Origin of the sequence: Nostoc sp. EspVER01 (assembly GCF_034530635.1) — a bacterium.
Lineage (GTDB): Bacteria > Cyanobacteriota > Cyanobacteriia > Cyanobacteriales > Nostocaceae > Nostoc.
Window position 1 is genome coordinate 162,417 of the sequence record NZ_JAVRCS010000007.1, and the last position, 13,185, is coordinate 175,601.

The window sequence follows — 13,185 nt, forward strand, 5'->3', positions numbered from 1 at the left end:
TTGCTTACTATAAAATATTCGCGTAGGCGTAGCCCGCCGTAGGCATCGCGTTTCTTGCGATCGCTGTAAATCAACAATATACACTATGTAGCGATGGTTGCACTCACCAACCAACTTTGGTCATCAATGTTGTAAAGTTGACTCTTAACGTTACAACATAAAGCCTTAGAGCTAGAACATAAAGCCTTAAGGTTACAACATAAAGCCTTCAGGTTACAACATTAAGCCGGTGATTTTGGAGTAATAAGTAATAAGTAATGAGTAAATACCCATTTCTCATCCACTCATTACTCATTACTCATTACTCATTTAAAGTACTGTCACCAATGATAAAAAGCCGTCCTCAAAAGACATGGCTTTAGACCCAAGTTTTCGGTGAAAATTAAAGGTGTCCAGCAGATCCCCGATTTCGCAAAGAAGTCGGGGATCTATTTCATCACGAATGATTCAGGCTTGCTATATAATAAGACTTTGCATTAACCCAGAACTTCTGAAATCTTAAGATTTAATGACCAGGTTTATACATGATCAATTTGCCAAAGACTATCTAGAAGAATTATTAAAAGATTACGGAGAAGTCAAGGCATCAGAAAAAGTATCAGGAGAGATTAAAGAAATAGATGTTTTATTCACTCCTGCTAAACAGCAAAGCTCTAATATACAAATACTGGGTTTGCTAGGAAGATTTGCTGAACATCCTGCAATTATAGAACCGTACCGCAATCCAGCTTCTACCGATGAAATCTGCGACTGTATTCTAAAATTATTAGAAATAAAGGCTTTATTGCGACGAGAAGCTAAGGCAAATAAAACCAAACTTCAAGACTCAGAAATTCCCAAATTGTGGGTTTTTACACCAACCATATCTGAAACTAGATTGTCTAGCTTTGGAACTATTCAAAAACAAGGTTGGTTATCAGGAGTGCATTTTCTGCCAGATGCCTTGCGAACAGCAATTGTAGCGATACACCAACTACCGCAAACACCAGAGACATTATGGTTGAGGCTTTTAGGTAGGGGAAGTGTGCAGTCACAAGCGATTATCGAGTTGCAAGCGTTACCATTAGATCATCCATACCAGAAACAAACTCTTGAATTAGTTTACAACTTGCGCGAAAACTTGAGAGTAAATCAAGAATTAGAAGCAGATGATAGGGAGTTAATTATGCGACTAGAACCACTTTATCAAAAAAATAGAGAACAAGCCAGAGAAGAAGGAAGGCAAGAAGGAAAACAAGAAGGAAGGCAAGAAGGAAGGCAAGAAGGAAAACAAAACTTAATATTGCGTCAACTCAATCGCCGTATTGGTGAGATTGATACGTCATTAATCGAGCAAATTCAAGGCTTATCACTTGAACAATTAGAGAATTTAGGAGAAGCATTGCTAGATTTTTCTAGTTTTTCTGATTTAGAAACTTGGTTAAACCAACAATCAATCTAATTTATTATTACTACACCTGAGAAATCGAATTATTACCCCCCTTAATCCCCCCTTATAAAAGGGGGAAACAAGAAAATCCGGTTCCCTCGCTTTTATAAGGGGAGGGTTAGGGTGGGGTAAAACAATATTTGATACATCAATCATGACTTTCCAAACATCTTCTTAGTCCACGGAGGTGGACTAAGTTTTGTGTAGTAACAAATTCTATTCGCTTTTTAAACTTTCAGTATAAAAAAATCTGCTAATAACTGATTACCAGTAAGGCTTTCATCATAAAAGTAAGCTAAACTTTTATAGCCAAGTATTGCCTAAAAATTTCATAATTAAAGATAGAACATCCCAATGGAGAACATCAAAATGCTAGAACAATATCGTAAACACGTTGCCGAAAGAGCAGCACTCGGTATTCCTCCTTTACCATTGGATGCGAAGCAAACATCAGAATTATGTGAATTACTGAAAAATCCGCCCAAGGGTCAAGAGGAGATATTATTACATTTATTGAGCGATCGCGTTTCTCCTGGTGTCGATCCAGCAGCTTATGTCAAAGCTGGATTTCTCACCGCGATCGCCAAAAAGGAAATCACTAGTCCCTTGGTTTCGCGCATAGAAGCGGTACAATTGTTAGGGACGATGGTAGGTGGTTACAATGTGCAATCCTTAATCGATTTACTGCAATGGCCCACTGTATCCCTCTCTGACTCATCTGAAACACCTCTGGTAATGGGCGGACAAGGAAAGGAACCCATCGCCGCCTACGCCGCCAACGCTTTAAGCAAAATCCTCTTGGTGTATGACGCTTACCACGATGTTTTAGAGTTGTCTAAAACCAATCCTTTCGCCAAACGGGTAATTGACTCTTGGGCGGAAGCTGAATGGTTTACCATGCGTCCCACAGTACCAGAAGCGATTACTGTTACCGTTTTTAAAGTTCCTGGCGAAACCAACACCGACGATTTATCCCCCGCCCAAAGCGCCACAACTCGCCCAGATATTCCCTTACACGCCTTAGTGATGTTAGAGTCACGGCAACCGGGAAGCTTACAAACCATTGCCGAACTGAAAAAGAAAGGTCATCCTGTAGCTTACGTGGGAGATGTAGTTGGTACAGGTTCCTCGCGTAAATCTGCCATCAACTCAGTATTGTGGCACATGGGAAATGATATACCTTTTGTGCCAAACAAACGCGCTGGGGGTTATGTTTTAGGTGGTGCGATCGCGCCAATCTTCTTCAACACAGCAGAAGATGCTGGTGCTTTGCCTATTCAGTGCGATGTCACCAAACTCGAAACCGGCATGGTAATTACCATCCATCCCTACAAAGGCGAAATCACCAACGAAACAGGCGAAGTCATTTCCACCTTTGCCCTCAAACCTGACACCATTCTCGATGAAGTCCGCGCAGGTGGACGCATCCCCCTACTTATCGGCCGTACCCTCACCGACAAAACTCGTCTTGCACTCGGTTTAGAACCCAGCACAGTTTTCACCCGTCCCCAGCAAGCCTTTGATACAGGCAAAGGCTACAGCCTAGCACAAAAAATGGTCGGTAAAGCTTGCGGATTACCTGGTGTACGTCCCGGCACATCTTGCGAACCCATCATTACTACCGTTGGTTCTCAAGATACCACAGGCCCCATGACCCGCGACGAATTGAAAGAACTCGCCTGTCTTGGTTTCAGTGCAGACTTAGTTATCCAAAGTTTCTGCCACACAGCAGCTTATCCCAAACCAGTAGACATCAAAACCCATCACGAACTCCCCGATTTCTTTGCTTCTCGTGGCGGTGTCGCCCTCCGTCCCGGTGATGGTATCATCCACTCTTGGTTAAACCGGATGCTGCTACCCGACACCGTAGGAACTGGCGGCGACTCTCACACCCGCTTCCCCTTGGGTATTTCCTTCCCCGCCGGTTCTGGATTAGTGGCCTTTGCAGCCGCCTTGGGTGTCATGCCTTTAGATATGCCAGAGTCAGTTTTGGTAAGATTTAAAGGAGAATTGCAACCAGGTATCACCCTGCGCGATGTCGTGAATGCTATTCCCTACGTAGCAATTCAAAAAGGTTTGCTGACAGCAGAAAAACAGAACAAGAAAAATATCTTTTCTGGGCGAATTTTGGAAATAGAAGGTTTGCCAGATTTAAAAGTTGAACAAGCCTTTGAACTCACCGATGCTAGCGCCGAACGTTCTTGTGCCGGATGCACAATTAAGCTGAGTGTAGAGACAATTTCGGAATATCTGCGTTCTAACGTTGCGTTGCTGAAAAATATGATAGCACGGGGCTATCAAGATGCGCGTACCATGCTGCGCCGTGTGGCAAAAATGGAAGAATGGTTAGCAAATCCCGTGTTATTAGAAGGGGATGCTGATGCCGAGTATGCCGAAATAATTGAAATTGATTTGAACGAAATCAAAGAACCAATTGTTGCTGCTCCCAATGACCCCGATAATGTTAAATTATTATCGGAAGTTGCTAACGATCCAGTGCAAGAAGTATTCGTCGGTTCTTGTATGACGAATATTGGTCATTATCGGGCAACAGCAAAAGTTTTGGAAGGCGCAGGTGAAGTGAAAACTCGCCTGTGGATAGCACCACCAACCCGCATGGATGAACACCAATTAAAAGAAGAAGGTGTATACAGCGTTTTTGGCGCTGCGGGTGCGCGTACAGAAATGCCAGGATGCAGTTTGTGCATGGGTAATCAAGCGCGAGTTGCTGATGGCACAACAGTATTTTCTACTTCAACCCGCAACTTCAATAATCGTATGGGTAAAGATGCGCGAGTGTATCTTGGTTCAGCAGAATTAGCCGCAGTTTGTGCGCTGCTAGGACGGCTTCCCACAGTGCAGGAATACTTGGATATTGTGGCGAATAGAATTGAGCCTTTTGCCGATGATTTATATCGGTATTTGAACTTCGATCAAATCGTCGGTTTTGAGGATGAAGGGCGAGTGATTGCGTTGGAAGATATGCCGAGGCTTGAGGATATTTTGGGTATGCCAGCTAGTAGTTTGCGTTAGTAGATAATTAAAGTAGGGTGGGCAATGCCCACCCTACTTTAATTATCTGGATAAAAATGCCAGTAAAAGATATTTACCATAATGCCGTGAAAAATGCCTTAATTAAAGATAGCTCGGTAATTACGGCTGATCCCTATCCAATCAAATATCCTGAAGTTAAACTGTTTGCGGATATGGCTGGTGAAAAAAACCTGTCTATAAGTAGAGAAAATTAACAGTTGGTATAATTTAAGCGAAACTGAGTCTTGACTTTAGGAAATGATATGATTCCTGGGGAGAAGATACTTAAGCTTAATGAAGTTAGGGTTTCATATAATTATTATATAGCAGTCGCCAAAGCCGTTAGGACAGTTTGCGGGAAACGCGTCTTCAACAGCGTACTTTGTGATTTTATTGCTGTCCTAAGCTCCCTGTCCGTTGCTATATCAGATAGAATGTTTTTTTCGAGACTCACCTTTAACTTAGCCAAGTGGTAAAATTTGGTCAGACTAGTTAAATCAATACAAAATTTTCTAAGACTAAACATTAACAAAAACAAATTGTCAATTTATGGTAACTCAATTAGAAATTACAGAGGAACGCAAAGAAAAGGCTGAAGAAGAAATTCGTGACAAAAGAAAGCGTGTTGACTACACCACCTTAGAATACCCTATCGAAGTAATTGTTCAAAAATATTTAGATGGCAAAGATAAAGAGGAAAATGAATTCTTTATTCCAGACTATCAACGAGAAATGGCTTGGGATGAAGATAGGCAATCAAAATTTATTGAATCTGTAGTTTTAGGTTTACCAATACCTTATATTTTCGTTGCTGATATATCAGAATCAGAAGATTTAGCACGTTTAGAAATTATAGATGGTACACAACGTATTCGCACTTTAACTAGGTTTATTAACAATGAACTTAGATTAAAAAATCTTGAAAAATTAAAAACTCTGAATGGGTTTACTTTTGAAGATTTACCGCCACAACGCCAAAGGCGTTTTAACAGAACTACTATTAGAATGATTCAATTAACAGAAGAAGCAGATGAAGAAGTCAGAAGGGATCTGTTTGAGAGAATTAATAGTGGTAGTCTTGAATTAAACGAAATGGAGAAACGCAGGGGAAGTAAACCAGGAAAGTTTCTCGATCTAATTGAGGAACTATCAAGAAATAAAAAATTTCAAGATTTATGCTCTTTTACTAAACCTGAAATTGATAAAAGAGATCCACAGGAATTTGTATTACGTTTTTTTGCATTTTTAAATAACTATAAAAATTACTCTGGTAGAAAAGTTCATGAGTTTTTGGATGACTATTTAGAACAAGAAAATAAATCTAGTTCTCTAAGTATTGATGCAATGAAAAATGAGTTTTATTTGATGTTAGAATTTGTGGAAAAGCATTTCCCTAATGCTTTACATATTTATCGAAAAATAAAAAATCGCTATGAACCGACAACTCGAATCAAGTTTGAATCAATCTCTGTCGGTATTGCTTTAGCATTAAGAAAAAACCCAAATCTAGTACCAAAATCAACTGGTTTTTTAGATTCTCAAGCATTTAAAGATTGTACTCAATCTGATGCAAGTAGTTCTCAAAATAAAGTCAATAAGCGTATTCATTATGTTCGCGATCAGCTTCTAGGCAATTAATGAAAAGTACATTATTTCAAGATTTTGATGACCGCGCTCAAGAAGTTAGTAGATATTTTTTATTTTTGAAAAATTTAGAGCAAGGTTCAATTAAATTAAGCATGGGTAATGCTAAGAATACAAAAACAAAATCAATAAACAATGATTTAGAAAAAACTCTTAAAGCAACAGGGTTTTTGTTGCTCTATAATCTGGTCGAATCCACAATGCGTAATGCAATTACAACAATTTTTGATGAATTTCAAAATAAAAATATTTCTTTTGATGATGCCACAAATAAAATTAAAAAAATTATTATTAAGAACTTCAAGGATAACAACTCTACTGATACTCTTTTACAGAATATAAACAATATTTCATGTGATATAATATCTAGCAGTTTTGATAAAGAAAAATTATTTTCAGGTAATATTGACGCAAGAAAAATACGACAAACATCTGAGATGTATGGCTTTTCATGTACAACAAATTCTAAGAAAACTAAAGACGGTAGCGATTTACTAACAGTTAAGACTAATAGGAATGATTTGGCACATGGTTTTAAATCATTTGAGGAGGTTGGTAGAGATGCTACTGCGGACGAATTATTGGAAATTCAAAAAAGAGTTATTTCTTATTTAAAGGGAATATTAGAAAATATAGAGAGTTATCTATCTAACAAAGAATATTTAAAATAGTTAGTTCAGGTGAGTTTTGTGGAAAATTAAGATATAAAAACCTGCCTCATTACTACAGCTTATAGTAAGGGTATGGATTTCTACACATAGGAGTTATTAAAATGCTTGAACTTCACAAAAGCTATGTTATCGATGACAATCAACGACCTATTGCGGTACAAATTCCTATCGCTGAATTTGAAAAGATTGAAGAAATTCTTGAGAATTATGGTTTAGCAAAACTCATGGAGGAAGTAGAGGAAGAAAAACCATTATCAAAAGATGAAGCACTACAATATTATCAATCACTAAAAGAAGAAAATGTGGCAAGTTGAATATACCAAAAGATTCTTGAAAGAACTTGCTGCTTTACCAGTTGAGATTCAAAGCCGCATAGAACCTATCGTGTTTCAAGAAATTGAATCAGAGAATCCCTTTGAATTAGGATATCTTGAAAAACTGAAAGGCTATAGCGATAAATATAAAATTTGAGTTGGTGATTATCGGATTGGCATTACTCTTGATCAAGAAACAAAAACATTAATCTGCCAACGAGTTGCTCACCGCAAAGACATCTACAGAATTTTTCCTTGAAGCACATACTGTAGTATTAAAATTATAGGCGATCGCAAAAGTTATTTAACTGCTGAAACTCTTCAAAAAATTGAACAAATCAAAACCAACCGTAAAAAATTAGCCGTTGAACTTCCTGTGGAAGTGGCTAGCTTTTGATCATGAATAATTGCCCAAATTACCTGTTGCTTCAACTATTGTCTCACTAATAAACATTTATGGACTTCTACACAACAGTTTTGCGAAAGAGTGCTGGTTATTGGTTTGCTTTATGTTTAGAAAATGGACTGGTAAGACAAGGGATAAATCAAGCAGCAGCAATCAAGCAACTTAAAGAAGCGATCGCATCTTTTTTGGAAGTCTATAAAATCGAACCTAATATGTACCATCCTGCACTCACTATAAAAGAATTACATGAGTTTTTGTCAGTGGATGACACTGAATTAGGATGATACATCTTCGAGTTCAAGAAAGTTGACATAAAAGTGCATCAGGTAGCCCATCACATACTTCGGATATTAATGGCTGTACGATGTCTACGACGGGCTACGCCTACGGTATCTTACTAATTTTTTATACCAGCCATAATTCATGTCTTCGTCCCCGGATGTACCTATAGTCTGGGACTTGCTGCAATTGATTAGACGAGATTCATACTTGTTAGTTATCCATTTTCTACACCCTACCCAACGCTAGTAGAAAAAGGGTTGGGCGTTAGGTCTATGACTCAACTTAGAAGCATAGACTAGATAGCCCTGACAATAGGGATGAAGCATGGAAATTTAACTGTATTGTAACGGTGGCTTTAGCTCCTGTTATTTGTTGACGTTGCAAAAGTTTACATTTAGAATGGAATCGTCAAAAACAGATAAGTATTTATTCTTATTTATCCTGATAATTTGACATTCAATGAGTATATATTCTTATCTATGTCAAAAATTTAATTTTCTATAGTTAAAGAATGTTTACAAAAGTATTGAATCCTTAATATAATGAAATTAAAAGCGATAAGCCAAATTGATTGTCAGAAGTGATGAATGCTATTGAATTTCCCTGGCTAACAGCCATAATCCTCTTACCCTTGGTGGCTGCTTTAGCCATCCCCCTAATCCCAGACAAGGAAGGTAGAACTGTCCGCTGGTATGGTCTGGGCGTTGCTTTTGCCGACTTTGCACTGATGATTTATGCCTTTTGGTATAAGTACGACTTCCAAAGCTCAACACTCCAACTTATAGAAAACTATCCTTGGATACCGCAGTTAGGTTTGCATTGGGCTGTGGGAGTTGACGGTTTATCGATGCCCTTACTGCTTCTGACAGGCTTAATAAATACCCTCGCAATATTCGCGGCTTGGAAAGTTAACACCAAGCCGCGATTATTTTATGGTTTGATGTTAGCGATGTACAGCGCCCAACTTGGCGTATTTGTTGCCCAAGATTTGCTGTTGTTCTTCCTGATGTGGGAAATCGAGTTAGTGCCAGTTTACCTGCTGATTTCCATTTGGGGAGGACAAAACCGCCGTTATGCTGCTACCAAATTCATTCTTTACACCGCTGCTGCATCAATATTTATCTTGATTGCCGGTTTTGCAATGGCATTCTCTGGAGATACCGTCACTTTCGACATGGCGACTCTAGGAATGAAAGAATACCCCAAAACCTTGGAATTGTTGGTTTATGCAGGTTTCTTAATAGCCTTTGGTGTAAAGTTACCGATTTTCCCCTTACACACTTGGCTACCTGATGCCCACGGTGAAGCATCAGCACCCGGTTCGATGATTTTGGCTGGTGTGTTGTTAAAAATGGGTGGTTATGCTCTCATCCGCTTCAATGTGGAAATGTTGCCCAATGCCCATGTGACTTTTGCCCCAGTGTTAGCAGTTTTGGGTGTGGTGAACATTGTCTACGGTGCTTGCTGTGCCTTTGCTCAAACCAATCTCAAACGTCGTTTGGCTTACTCTTCAATTGCCCACATGGGGTTTGTGCTGATTGGGATTGCCTCTTACACAGAACTGGGTATCAGTGGTGCAGTGTTACAGATGGTTTCCCACGGCTTGATTGCTGCTAGCTTGTTCTTCCTATCTGGCGTGACTTACGATCGCACCCACACCTTGATGATGGATAAAATGGGCGGTATGGCTAAGGTAATGCCCAAAACCTTTGCTCTGTTTACCATTGGTTCAATGGCTTCTCTCGCCTTACCCGGAATGAGTGGTTTTGTGGGTGAGTTGATGGTATTTCTGGGTATCGCCAGCAGTGATGTTTACAGTTCCAGCTTCAAAGTTGTAGTCGTTCTGCTGTCAGCAGTTGGCGTGATTTTGACACCAATTTATTTACTGTCGATGCTGCGTCAAGTGTTTTACGGTGAGCAAAGTCAAGACTTGCACTTGGATGCTGTAATATCTGATGTCAAACCCCGCGAAATATTTATTACCGCTTGTTTGCTGCTACCAATCATCGGAATCGGATTTTATCCCAAGTTGGCAACGCAGACTTATGATGTAAAGGCAATAGAACTAGCTGCTCATGCTCGTCAAGTTCTACCAGTTGTTGCTCATCAACAACCATCAAGTTTGTACTCGCGGATTTTCTCTGCACCAACATTGGCTACTTCTCAAGTTGAAAGTTCGATTAACATTTCTGAGTAAATTAACTTCCCATTAAGGGGTCTGCAAGTAAATTCTAAATTATTAGGGCAATAGAGGGGTGGTTAAATAACTACCCCTAACATTTTGGCTTTATAGAATCACCATTTCATCCTGTTGCCACCAGATCGCCGACTTACTTCAAACTCGAAGCTTGCCGTCCACCTAAGCGTTGTTCTGACGCTGTAGGTAAGACATTGACAGAGATTGTTGCATAAACACCTTGTTTTTGACCAATCATGATCAGGCGAATAAAATCTCCTAAGCCTTCTACCAATCGAGCGTTACGTAAAACACCAGAATCTACTGCTAAAAATCCGATTTCTTGGGCAAGTCCCATCACTGTTTTTCTGGCTTGTTCATCATCTCCTGCAACAAAAACAGAAACTCCATAATCTTTTAGTGGTTCAGGTGCTAATTCAAAGACTTCCTGCGCCATCGTATTAAAAGCTTTTACCACCAGCGCTTGAGGTATATCTTTAGCAAGCTTTTCGGCTAGGGATTCTACTATTGGTGGATAAGCAAATCCTTCAGGAATATCCTGATTATTACAATCAATAATAATTTTACTGTCGAGAACTTCAGGATGAGAAAGCAACTGTTTTGGCATAATGTTGCGTACTGTCCACAAAATTACATCAGCAAACGCCGCCGCCTGATCATTTGTTCCACCTTGCGTTCCGCGTCCTGCGAACTCTGCTGTTGCTTTTCCTTTTTCGGCATCACGAGAGCCAAAAAATACTTCATGCCCCTGCTCTGCCCAGAGTATACCTAGAGAGCGTCCCATGTTTCCACTGCCAATAATTCCAATCTTCATGAGTTAACCCTCATTCCACCGTAAATTGTGAAAAGATTATAGTTAAAGCAGGTGAAGTAGCCACAAAGCAATTATGACCACCAACTTACCTGTAGCCACAGAAATTATACCAATGGTTCTGCAATTGCAACCTGCGATCGCCCGATGCAATGTGGATGAAAAGCGATCGCTGGGAAGCTATACCATTGCATGGGAACTGCAACAAAAATTTGCTGCAATGCAACGTCTCTACATACTTGTTCACCAGATGTTTCATACAAAAAGATAACGACATAAATATCTCTGTAGCTTTAATGTTAGTTTTATTCATATCCCAGCAGACTCCAGTCTGAATCCTGACAAAATTTAAGTTTTAATAAGTACCCTATTTCCTCACAAGTTCCTCACATTCTTTTTAATCAGATATCTCATATAAGGACAAACAACATAAATATCTCTATAGTTTTAATATTAGTTTGGTTGATATTTCAGTAAACTCCAGTTTGAATCCTAACAAAATTTAAGTTTTAATAAGTACCCTGTTTTCTCACAAGTTCCTCACATTCTTTTTAATCAGATATCTCATATAAGGACAAACAACATAAATATCTCTATAGTTTTAATATTAGTTTGGTTGATATTTCAGCAAACTCCAGTTTGAATCCTGACAAAATTTAAGTTTTAATAAGCACCATATTTCCTCACAAGTTCCTCAGATTCTTTTTGTAACTTCAGGATAGAGACACTCAACTATTGCATTAATTAGCTTGAGAATTTACCGCCTTCTTGCGTTGGGGTATTTCGGCAAAAGCTAGACTACCTCTTTTCTTAGCGAAGGTATTGAAGCTTAATTCTATTTTTGCATCTGTAGGAGAGTTCTCTCATGGATTTTACAGAGAAAGTGCCATTTTTTAATCTCAAGACTTTAGGCTATTACAGGTGAGTCCTACGTAGGTGATACTATACCTACACTAAGTTAATTCCTGCCACAGTTAAAAACGATTTAGTTTCTAAATAAAGTAAACCTTCTAGAGATTTATCCTGCACTAGTTAAATAGTTGAGGGAGATGTATTTTGACTGCATTGTCCATGAAAAAACAACTTTAACAACATAGGTACAATCAATATGAACTTTAAACAATTTGGTGTATTACTGTCTCTATCTACAATTCTTGGACTCAACGTGATTGGGACCAAGGTTTTGGCTCAAGAGTCGCCTAGTATTACTTTTGGAGATGCAATCGGGTCTGGTGGATGTATTGTTGACGATCAGCTTGCTGGAGAGGATGGTAGAACCTTATCGATCGTCTTGGATAACTTTAGTGCATTCAATGGTCAGCGTCAAAGGTGTATTTTACGCGTTCAAACTTTTATTCCAAGTGGTTTCATCATCCAAGATGTACAAGTACTGTACCAAGGCACTACTGATATTGATAGCAAGAGTAGAGGTACCAGTTTAAACAGAACTTATAGCTTTAGTGGTGGTGCTTTTGGTCAAGCTGTAGCTCCCCCTAAGACTACCAAGTTTACATCTAGTAAGGCATTTGCGGAGCAAGATGAGATTACTGTTCTAGCTGCTACAGGTTTATGTAGTGGTGGTGGGCAAGGACTATTAGGTATTAATATGATTGCACAATCCTCACGAGGAAGTTCTATTTTCGTTGATACAGCAGATCTCAATGCTGGGGATGTAAGGCTTTATTTTGACCTAAGACGTTGCTAGTCCTCGCTTTTAGCGAGTCTGCGGATAGATGGTGATACACCGCACCAAATTCCAAATTTGGTGGTCTTCAATGAGTGATGGGGTCTAAATCCCCCACTCATTGAATCTACCGAATGTATTCTTCTTTAAGATTAAAAATTTCTGTTGATGAAGAGGAAGTTATGTTGAGATTAAATGATGCACGTAATTTTTTCATATTAATGTGCTTGTTTTTTTTCTATTGTTATGATGCCAATTCATCTAGCACTGCTACTGCAATAGACAACCAGCCAAAATTTTTGGTTAGTAGGAGATGTAATATAAGTTTCGATCCGCAAATAAATCAGTTTACACTTCGCTCTCCTATAACCGTAAATGCACAATCGCCAAGAGCTAGATGTATCGTTAGAATTAATACCTCTAATACTCAAAAGCAATTCAGGCTAGTGCCTTTAGCTTTAAAAGGTGTAGTAAAGAAAGCACCAGCACGAGTAGCTATCACATCATTTTTACTTGGCGATAAAGCAACTCCATATCAAATGATCTATGCAAGTGCTATGAATTTTGATTTGACTAATCAAATACCTCCAACTAACTATACAACTACAGGAAAAAGTGTTTTAGGCATTAATTTAGTATTAATGACGAACGGAGGAGAATTAGAGTTAACAGATATGAAGTTTGCACTTCAACAACAATAAAATGTGGATTGTA

The 13,185-nt window shown here is 38.9% G+C and carries 13 protein-coding genes; 12 read left to right on the forward strand and 1 reads right to left on the reverse strand.

Going from position 1 to position 13,185, the window contains the following annotated elements:
* The first annotated feature begins 508 nt into the window (after positions 1-508).
* The 9 genes from RMX69_RS08770 (at position 509) to RMX69_RS08810 (ending at position 9,976) form a co-directional block, all read left to right on the forward strand.
* On the forward strand, positions 509-1,441 hold the full coding sequence (locus RMX69_RS08770; protein ID WP_322637197.1) for a DUF4351 domain-containing protein: 933 nt from the start codon (positions 509-511) through the stop codon (positions 1,439-1,441).
* A 357-nt stretch (positions 1,442-1,798) separates the two neighbouring features.
* Positions 1,799-4,462 (forward strand): bifunctional aconitate hydratase 2/2-methylisocitrate dehydratase, encoded by a 2,664-nt coding sequence (gene acnB, locus RMX69_RS08775; RefSeq protein ID WP_322637198.1) that lies wholly within the window; start codon positions 1,799-1,801, stop codon positions 4,460-4,462.
* 17 nt (positions 4,463-4,479) lie between these two features.
* Complete coding sequence (locus RMX69_RS08780; RefSeq protein WP_322637199.1) at positions 4,480-4,677, forward strand: element excision factor XisH family protein; 198 nt, start codon at positions 4,480-4,482, stop codon at positions 4,675-4,677.
* Between the two features lie 334 nt (positions 4,678-5,011).
* Positions 5,012-6,100 carry a DUF262 domain-containing protein gene (locus tag RMX69_RS08785; protein WP_322637200.1) on the forward strand — a complete coding sequence of 363 codons (1,089 nt, stop codon included), beginning with the start codon at positions 5,012-5,014 and terminating at the stop codon, positions 6,098-6,100.
* Complete coding sequence (locus RMX69_RS08790; RefSeq protein WP_322637201.1) at positions 6,100-6,777, forward strand: MAE_28990/MAE_18760 family HEPN-like nuclease; 678 nt, start codon at positions 6,100-6,102, stop codon at positions 6,775-6,777. Before RMX69_RS08785 ends, RMX69_RS08790 begins: the two co-directional genes overlap by 1 nt.
* 101 nt (positions 6,778-6,878) lie before the next feature.
* Positions 6,879-7,091 carry a hypothetical protein gene (locus RMX69_RS08795; RefSeq protein ID WP_322637202.1) on the forward strand — a complete coding sequence of 71 codons (213 nt, stop codon included), beginning with the start codon at positions 6,879-6,881 and terminating at the stop codon, positions 7,089-7,091.
* Complete coding sequence (locus tag RMX69_RS08800; protein WP_322637203.1) at positions 7,078-7,248, forward strand: type II toxin-antitoxin system RelE/ParE family toxin; 171 nt, start codon at positions 7,078-7,080, stop codon at positions 7,246-7,248. Before RMX69_RS08795 ends, RMX69_RS08800 begins: the two co-directional genes overlap by 14 nt.
* A 299-nt stretch (positions 7,249-7,547) precedes the next feature.
* Positions 7,548-7,781 (forward strand): type II toxin-antitoxin system HicB family antitoxin, encoded by a 234-nt coding sequence (locus RMX69_RS08805; protein ID WP_289796598.1) that lies wholly within the window; start codon positions 7,548-7,550, stop codon positions 7,779-7,781.
* A 581-nt stretch (positions 7,782-8,362) separates the two neighbouring features.
* A complete protein-coding gene (locus RMX69_RS08810; RefSeq protein ID WP_322637204.1) occupies positions 8,363-9,976 on the forward strand; it encodes an NAD(P)H-quinone oxidoreductase subunit 4 in 1,614 nt (537 codons plus the stop codon).
* 133 nt (positions 9,977-10,109) lie between these two features.
* Here the strand turns inward: RMX69_RS08810 and RMX69_RS08815 are convergent, their stop codons facing one another.
* Positions 10,110-10,790, reverse strand: a complete 681-nt coding sequence (locus tag RMX69_RS08815; RefSeq protein ID WP_289796599.1) for an NADPH-dependent F420 reductase — start codon at positions 10,788-10,790, stop codon at positions 10,110-10,112.
* A 73-nt stretch (positions 10,791-10,863) separates the two neighbouring features.
* On the opposite strand from RMX69_RS08815, the gene RMX69_RS08820 reads away from it, so the two are divergent.
* The 3 genes from RMX69_RS08820 (at position 10,864) to RMX69_RS08830 (ending at position 13,172) form a co-directional block, all read left to right on the forward strand.
* The gene (locus RMX69_RS08820; protein WP_289796600.1) at positions 10,864-11,058 is read left to right on the forward strand and encodes a hypothetical protein; all 195 of its coding nucleotides are present in this window, start codon (positions 10,864-10,866) and stop codon (positions 11,056-11,058) included.
* An 837-nt stretch (positions 11,059-11,895) separates the two neighbouring features.
* A complete protein-coding gene (locus RMX69_RS08825) occupies positions 11,896-12,492 on the forward strand; it encodes a DUF4360 domain-containing protein (protein ID WP_322637205.1) in 597 nt (198 codons plus the stop codon).
* Positions 12,493-12,605: 113 nt separating this feature from the next.
* Positions 12,606-13,172 (forward strand): hypothetical protein, encoded by a 567-nt coding sequence (locus RMX69_RS08830; RefSeq protein ID WP_322637206.1) that lies wholly within the window; start codon positions 12,606-12,608, stop codon positions 13,170-13,172.
* Positions 13,173-13,185 lie beyond the last annotated feature (13 nt).

Excerpts from the sequence above, each read along its gene's own strand:
- RMX69_RS08800 (WP_322637203.1), top strand. The coding sequence starts at position 7,078 with ATGTGGCAAGTTGAATATACCAAAAGATTCTTGAAAGAACTTGCTGCT.
- RMX69_RS08770 (WP_322637197.1), top strand. The coding sequence starts at position 509 with ATGACCAGGTTTATACATGATCAATTTGCCAAAGACTATCTAGAAGAA.
- RMX69_RS08815 (WP_289796599.1), bottom strand. The coding sequence starts at position 10,790 with ATGAAGATTGGAATTATTGGCAGTGGAAACATGGGACGCTCTCTAGGT.
- RMX69_RS08830 (WP_322637206.1), top strand. The coding sequence starts at position 12,606 with ATGTATTCTTCTTTAAGATTAAAAATTTCTGTTGATGAAGAGGAAGTT.
- RMX69_RS08795 (WP_322637202.1), top strand. The coding sequence starts at position 6,879 with ATGCTTGAACTTCACAAAAGCTATGTTATCGATGACAATCAACGACCT.
- RMX69_RS08785 (WP_322637200.1), top strand. The coding sequence starts at position 5,012 with ATGGTAACTCAATTAGAAATTACAGAGGAACGCAAAGAAAAGGCTGAA.
- RMX69_RS08820 (WP_289796600.1), top strand. The coding sequence starts at position 10,864 with ATGACCACCAACTTACCTGTAGCCACAGAAATTATACCAATGGTTCTG.
- RMX69_RS08805 (WP_289796598.1), top strand. The coding sequence starts at position 7,548 with ATGGACTTCTACACAACAGTTTTGCGAAAGAGTGCTGGTTATTGGTTT.
- RMX69_RS08790 (WP_322637201.1), top strand. The coding sequence starts at position 6,100 with ATGAAAAGTACATTATTTCAAGATTTTGATGACCGCGCTCAAGAAGTT.
- RMX69_RS08825 (WP_322637205.1), top strand. The coding sequence starts at position 11,896 with ATGAACTTTAAACAATTTGGTGTATTACTGTCTCTATCTACAATTCTT.
- RMX69_RS08810 (WP_322637204.1), top strand. The coding sequence starts at position 8,363 with ATGAATGCTATTGAATTTCCCTGGCTAACAGCCATAATCCTCTTACCC.
- acnB (WP_322637198.1), top strand. The coding sequence starts at position 1,799 with ATGCTAGAACAATATCGTAAACACGTTGCCGAAAGAGCAGCACTCGGT.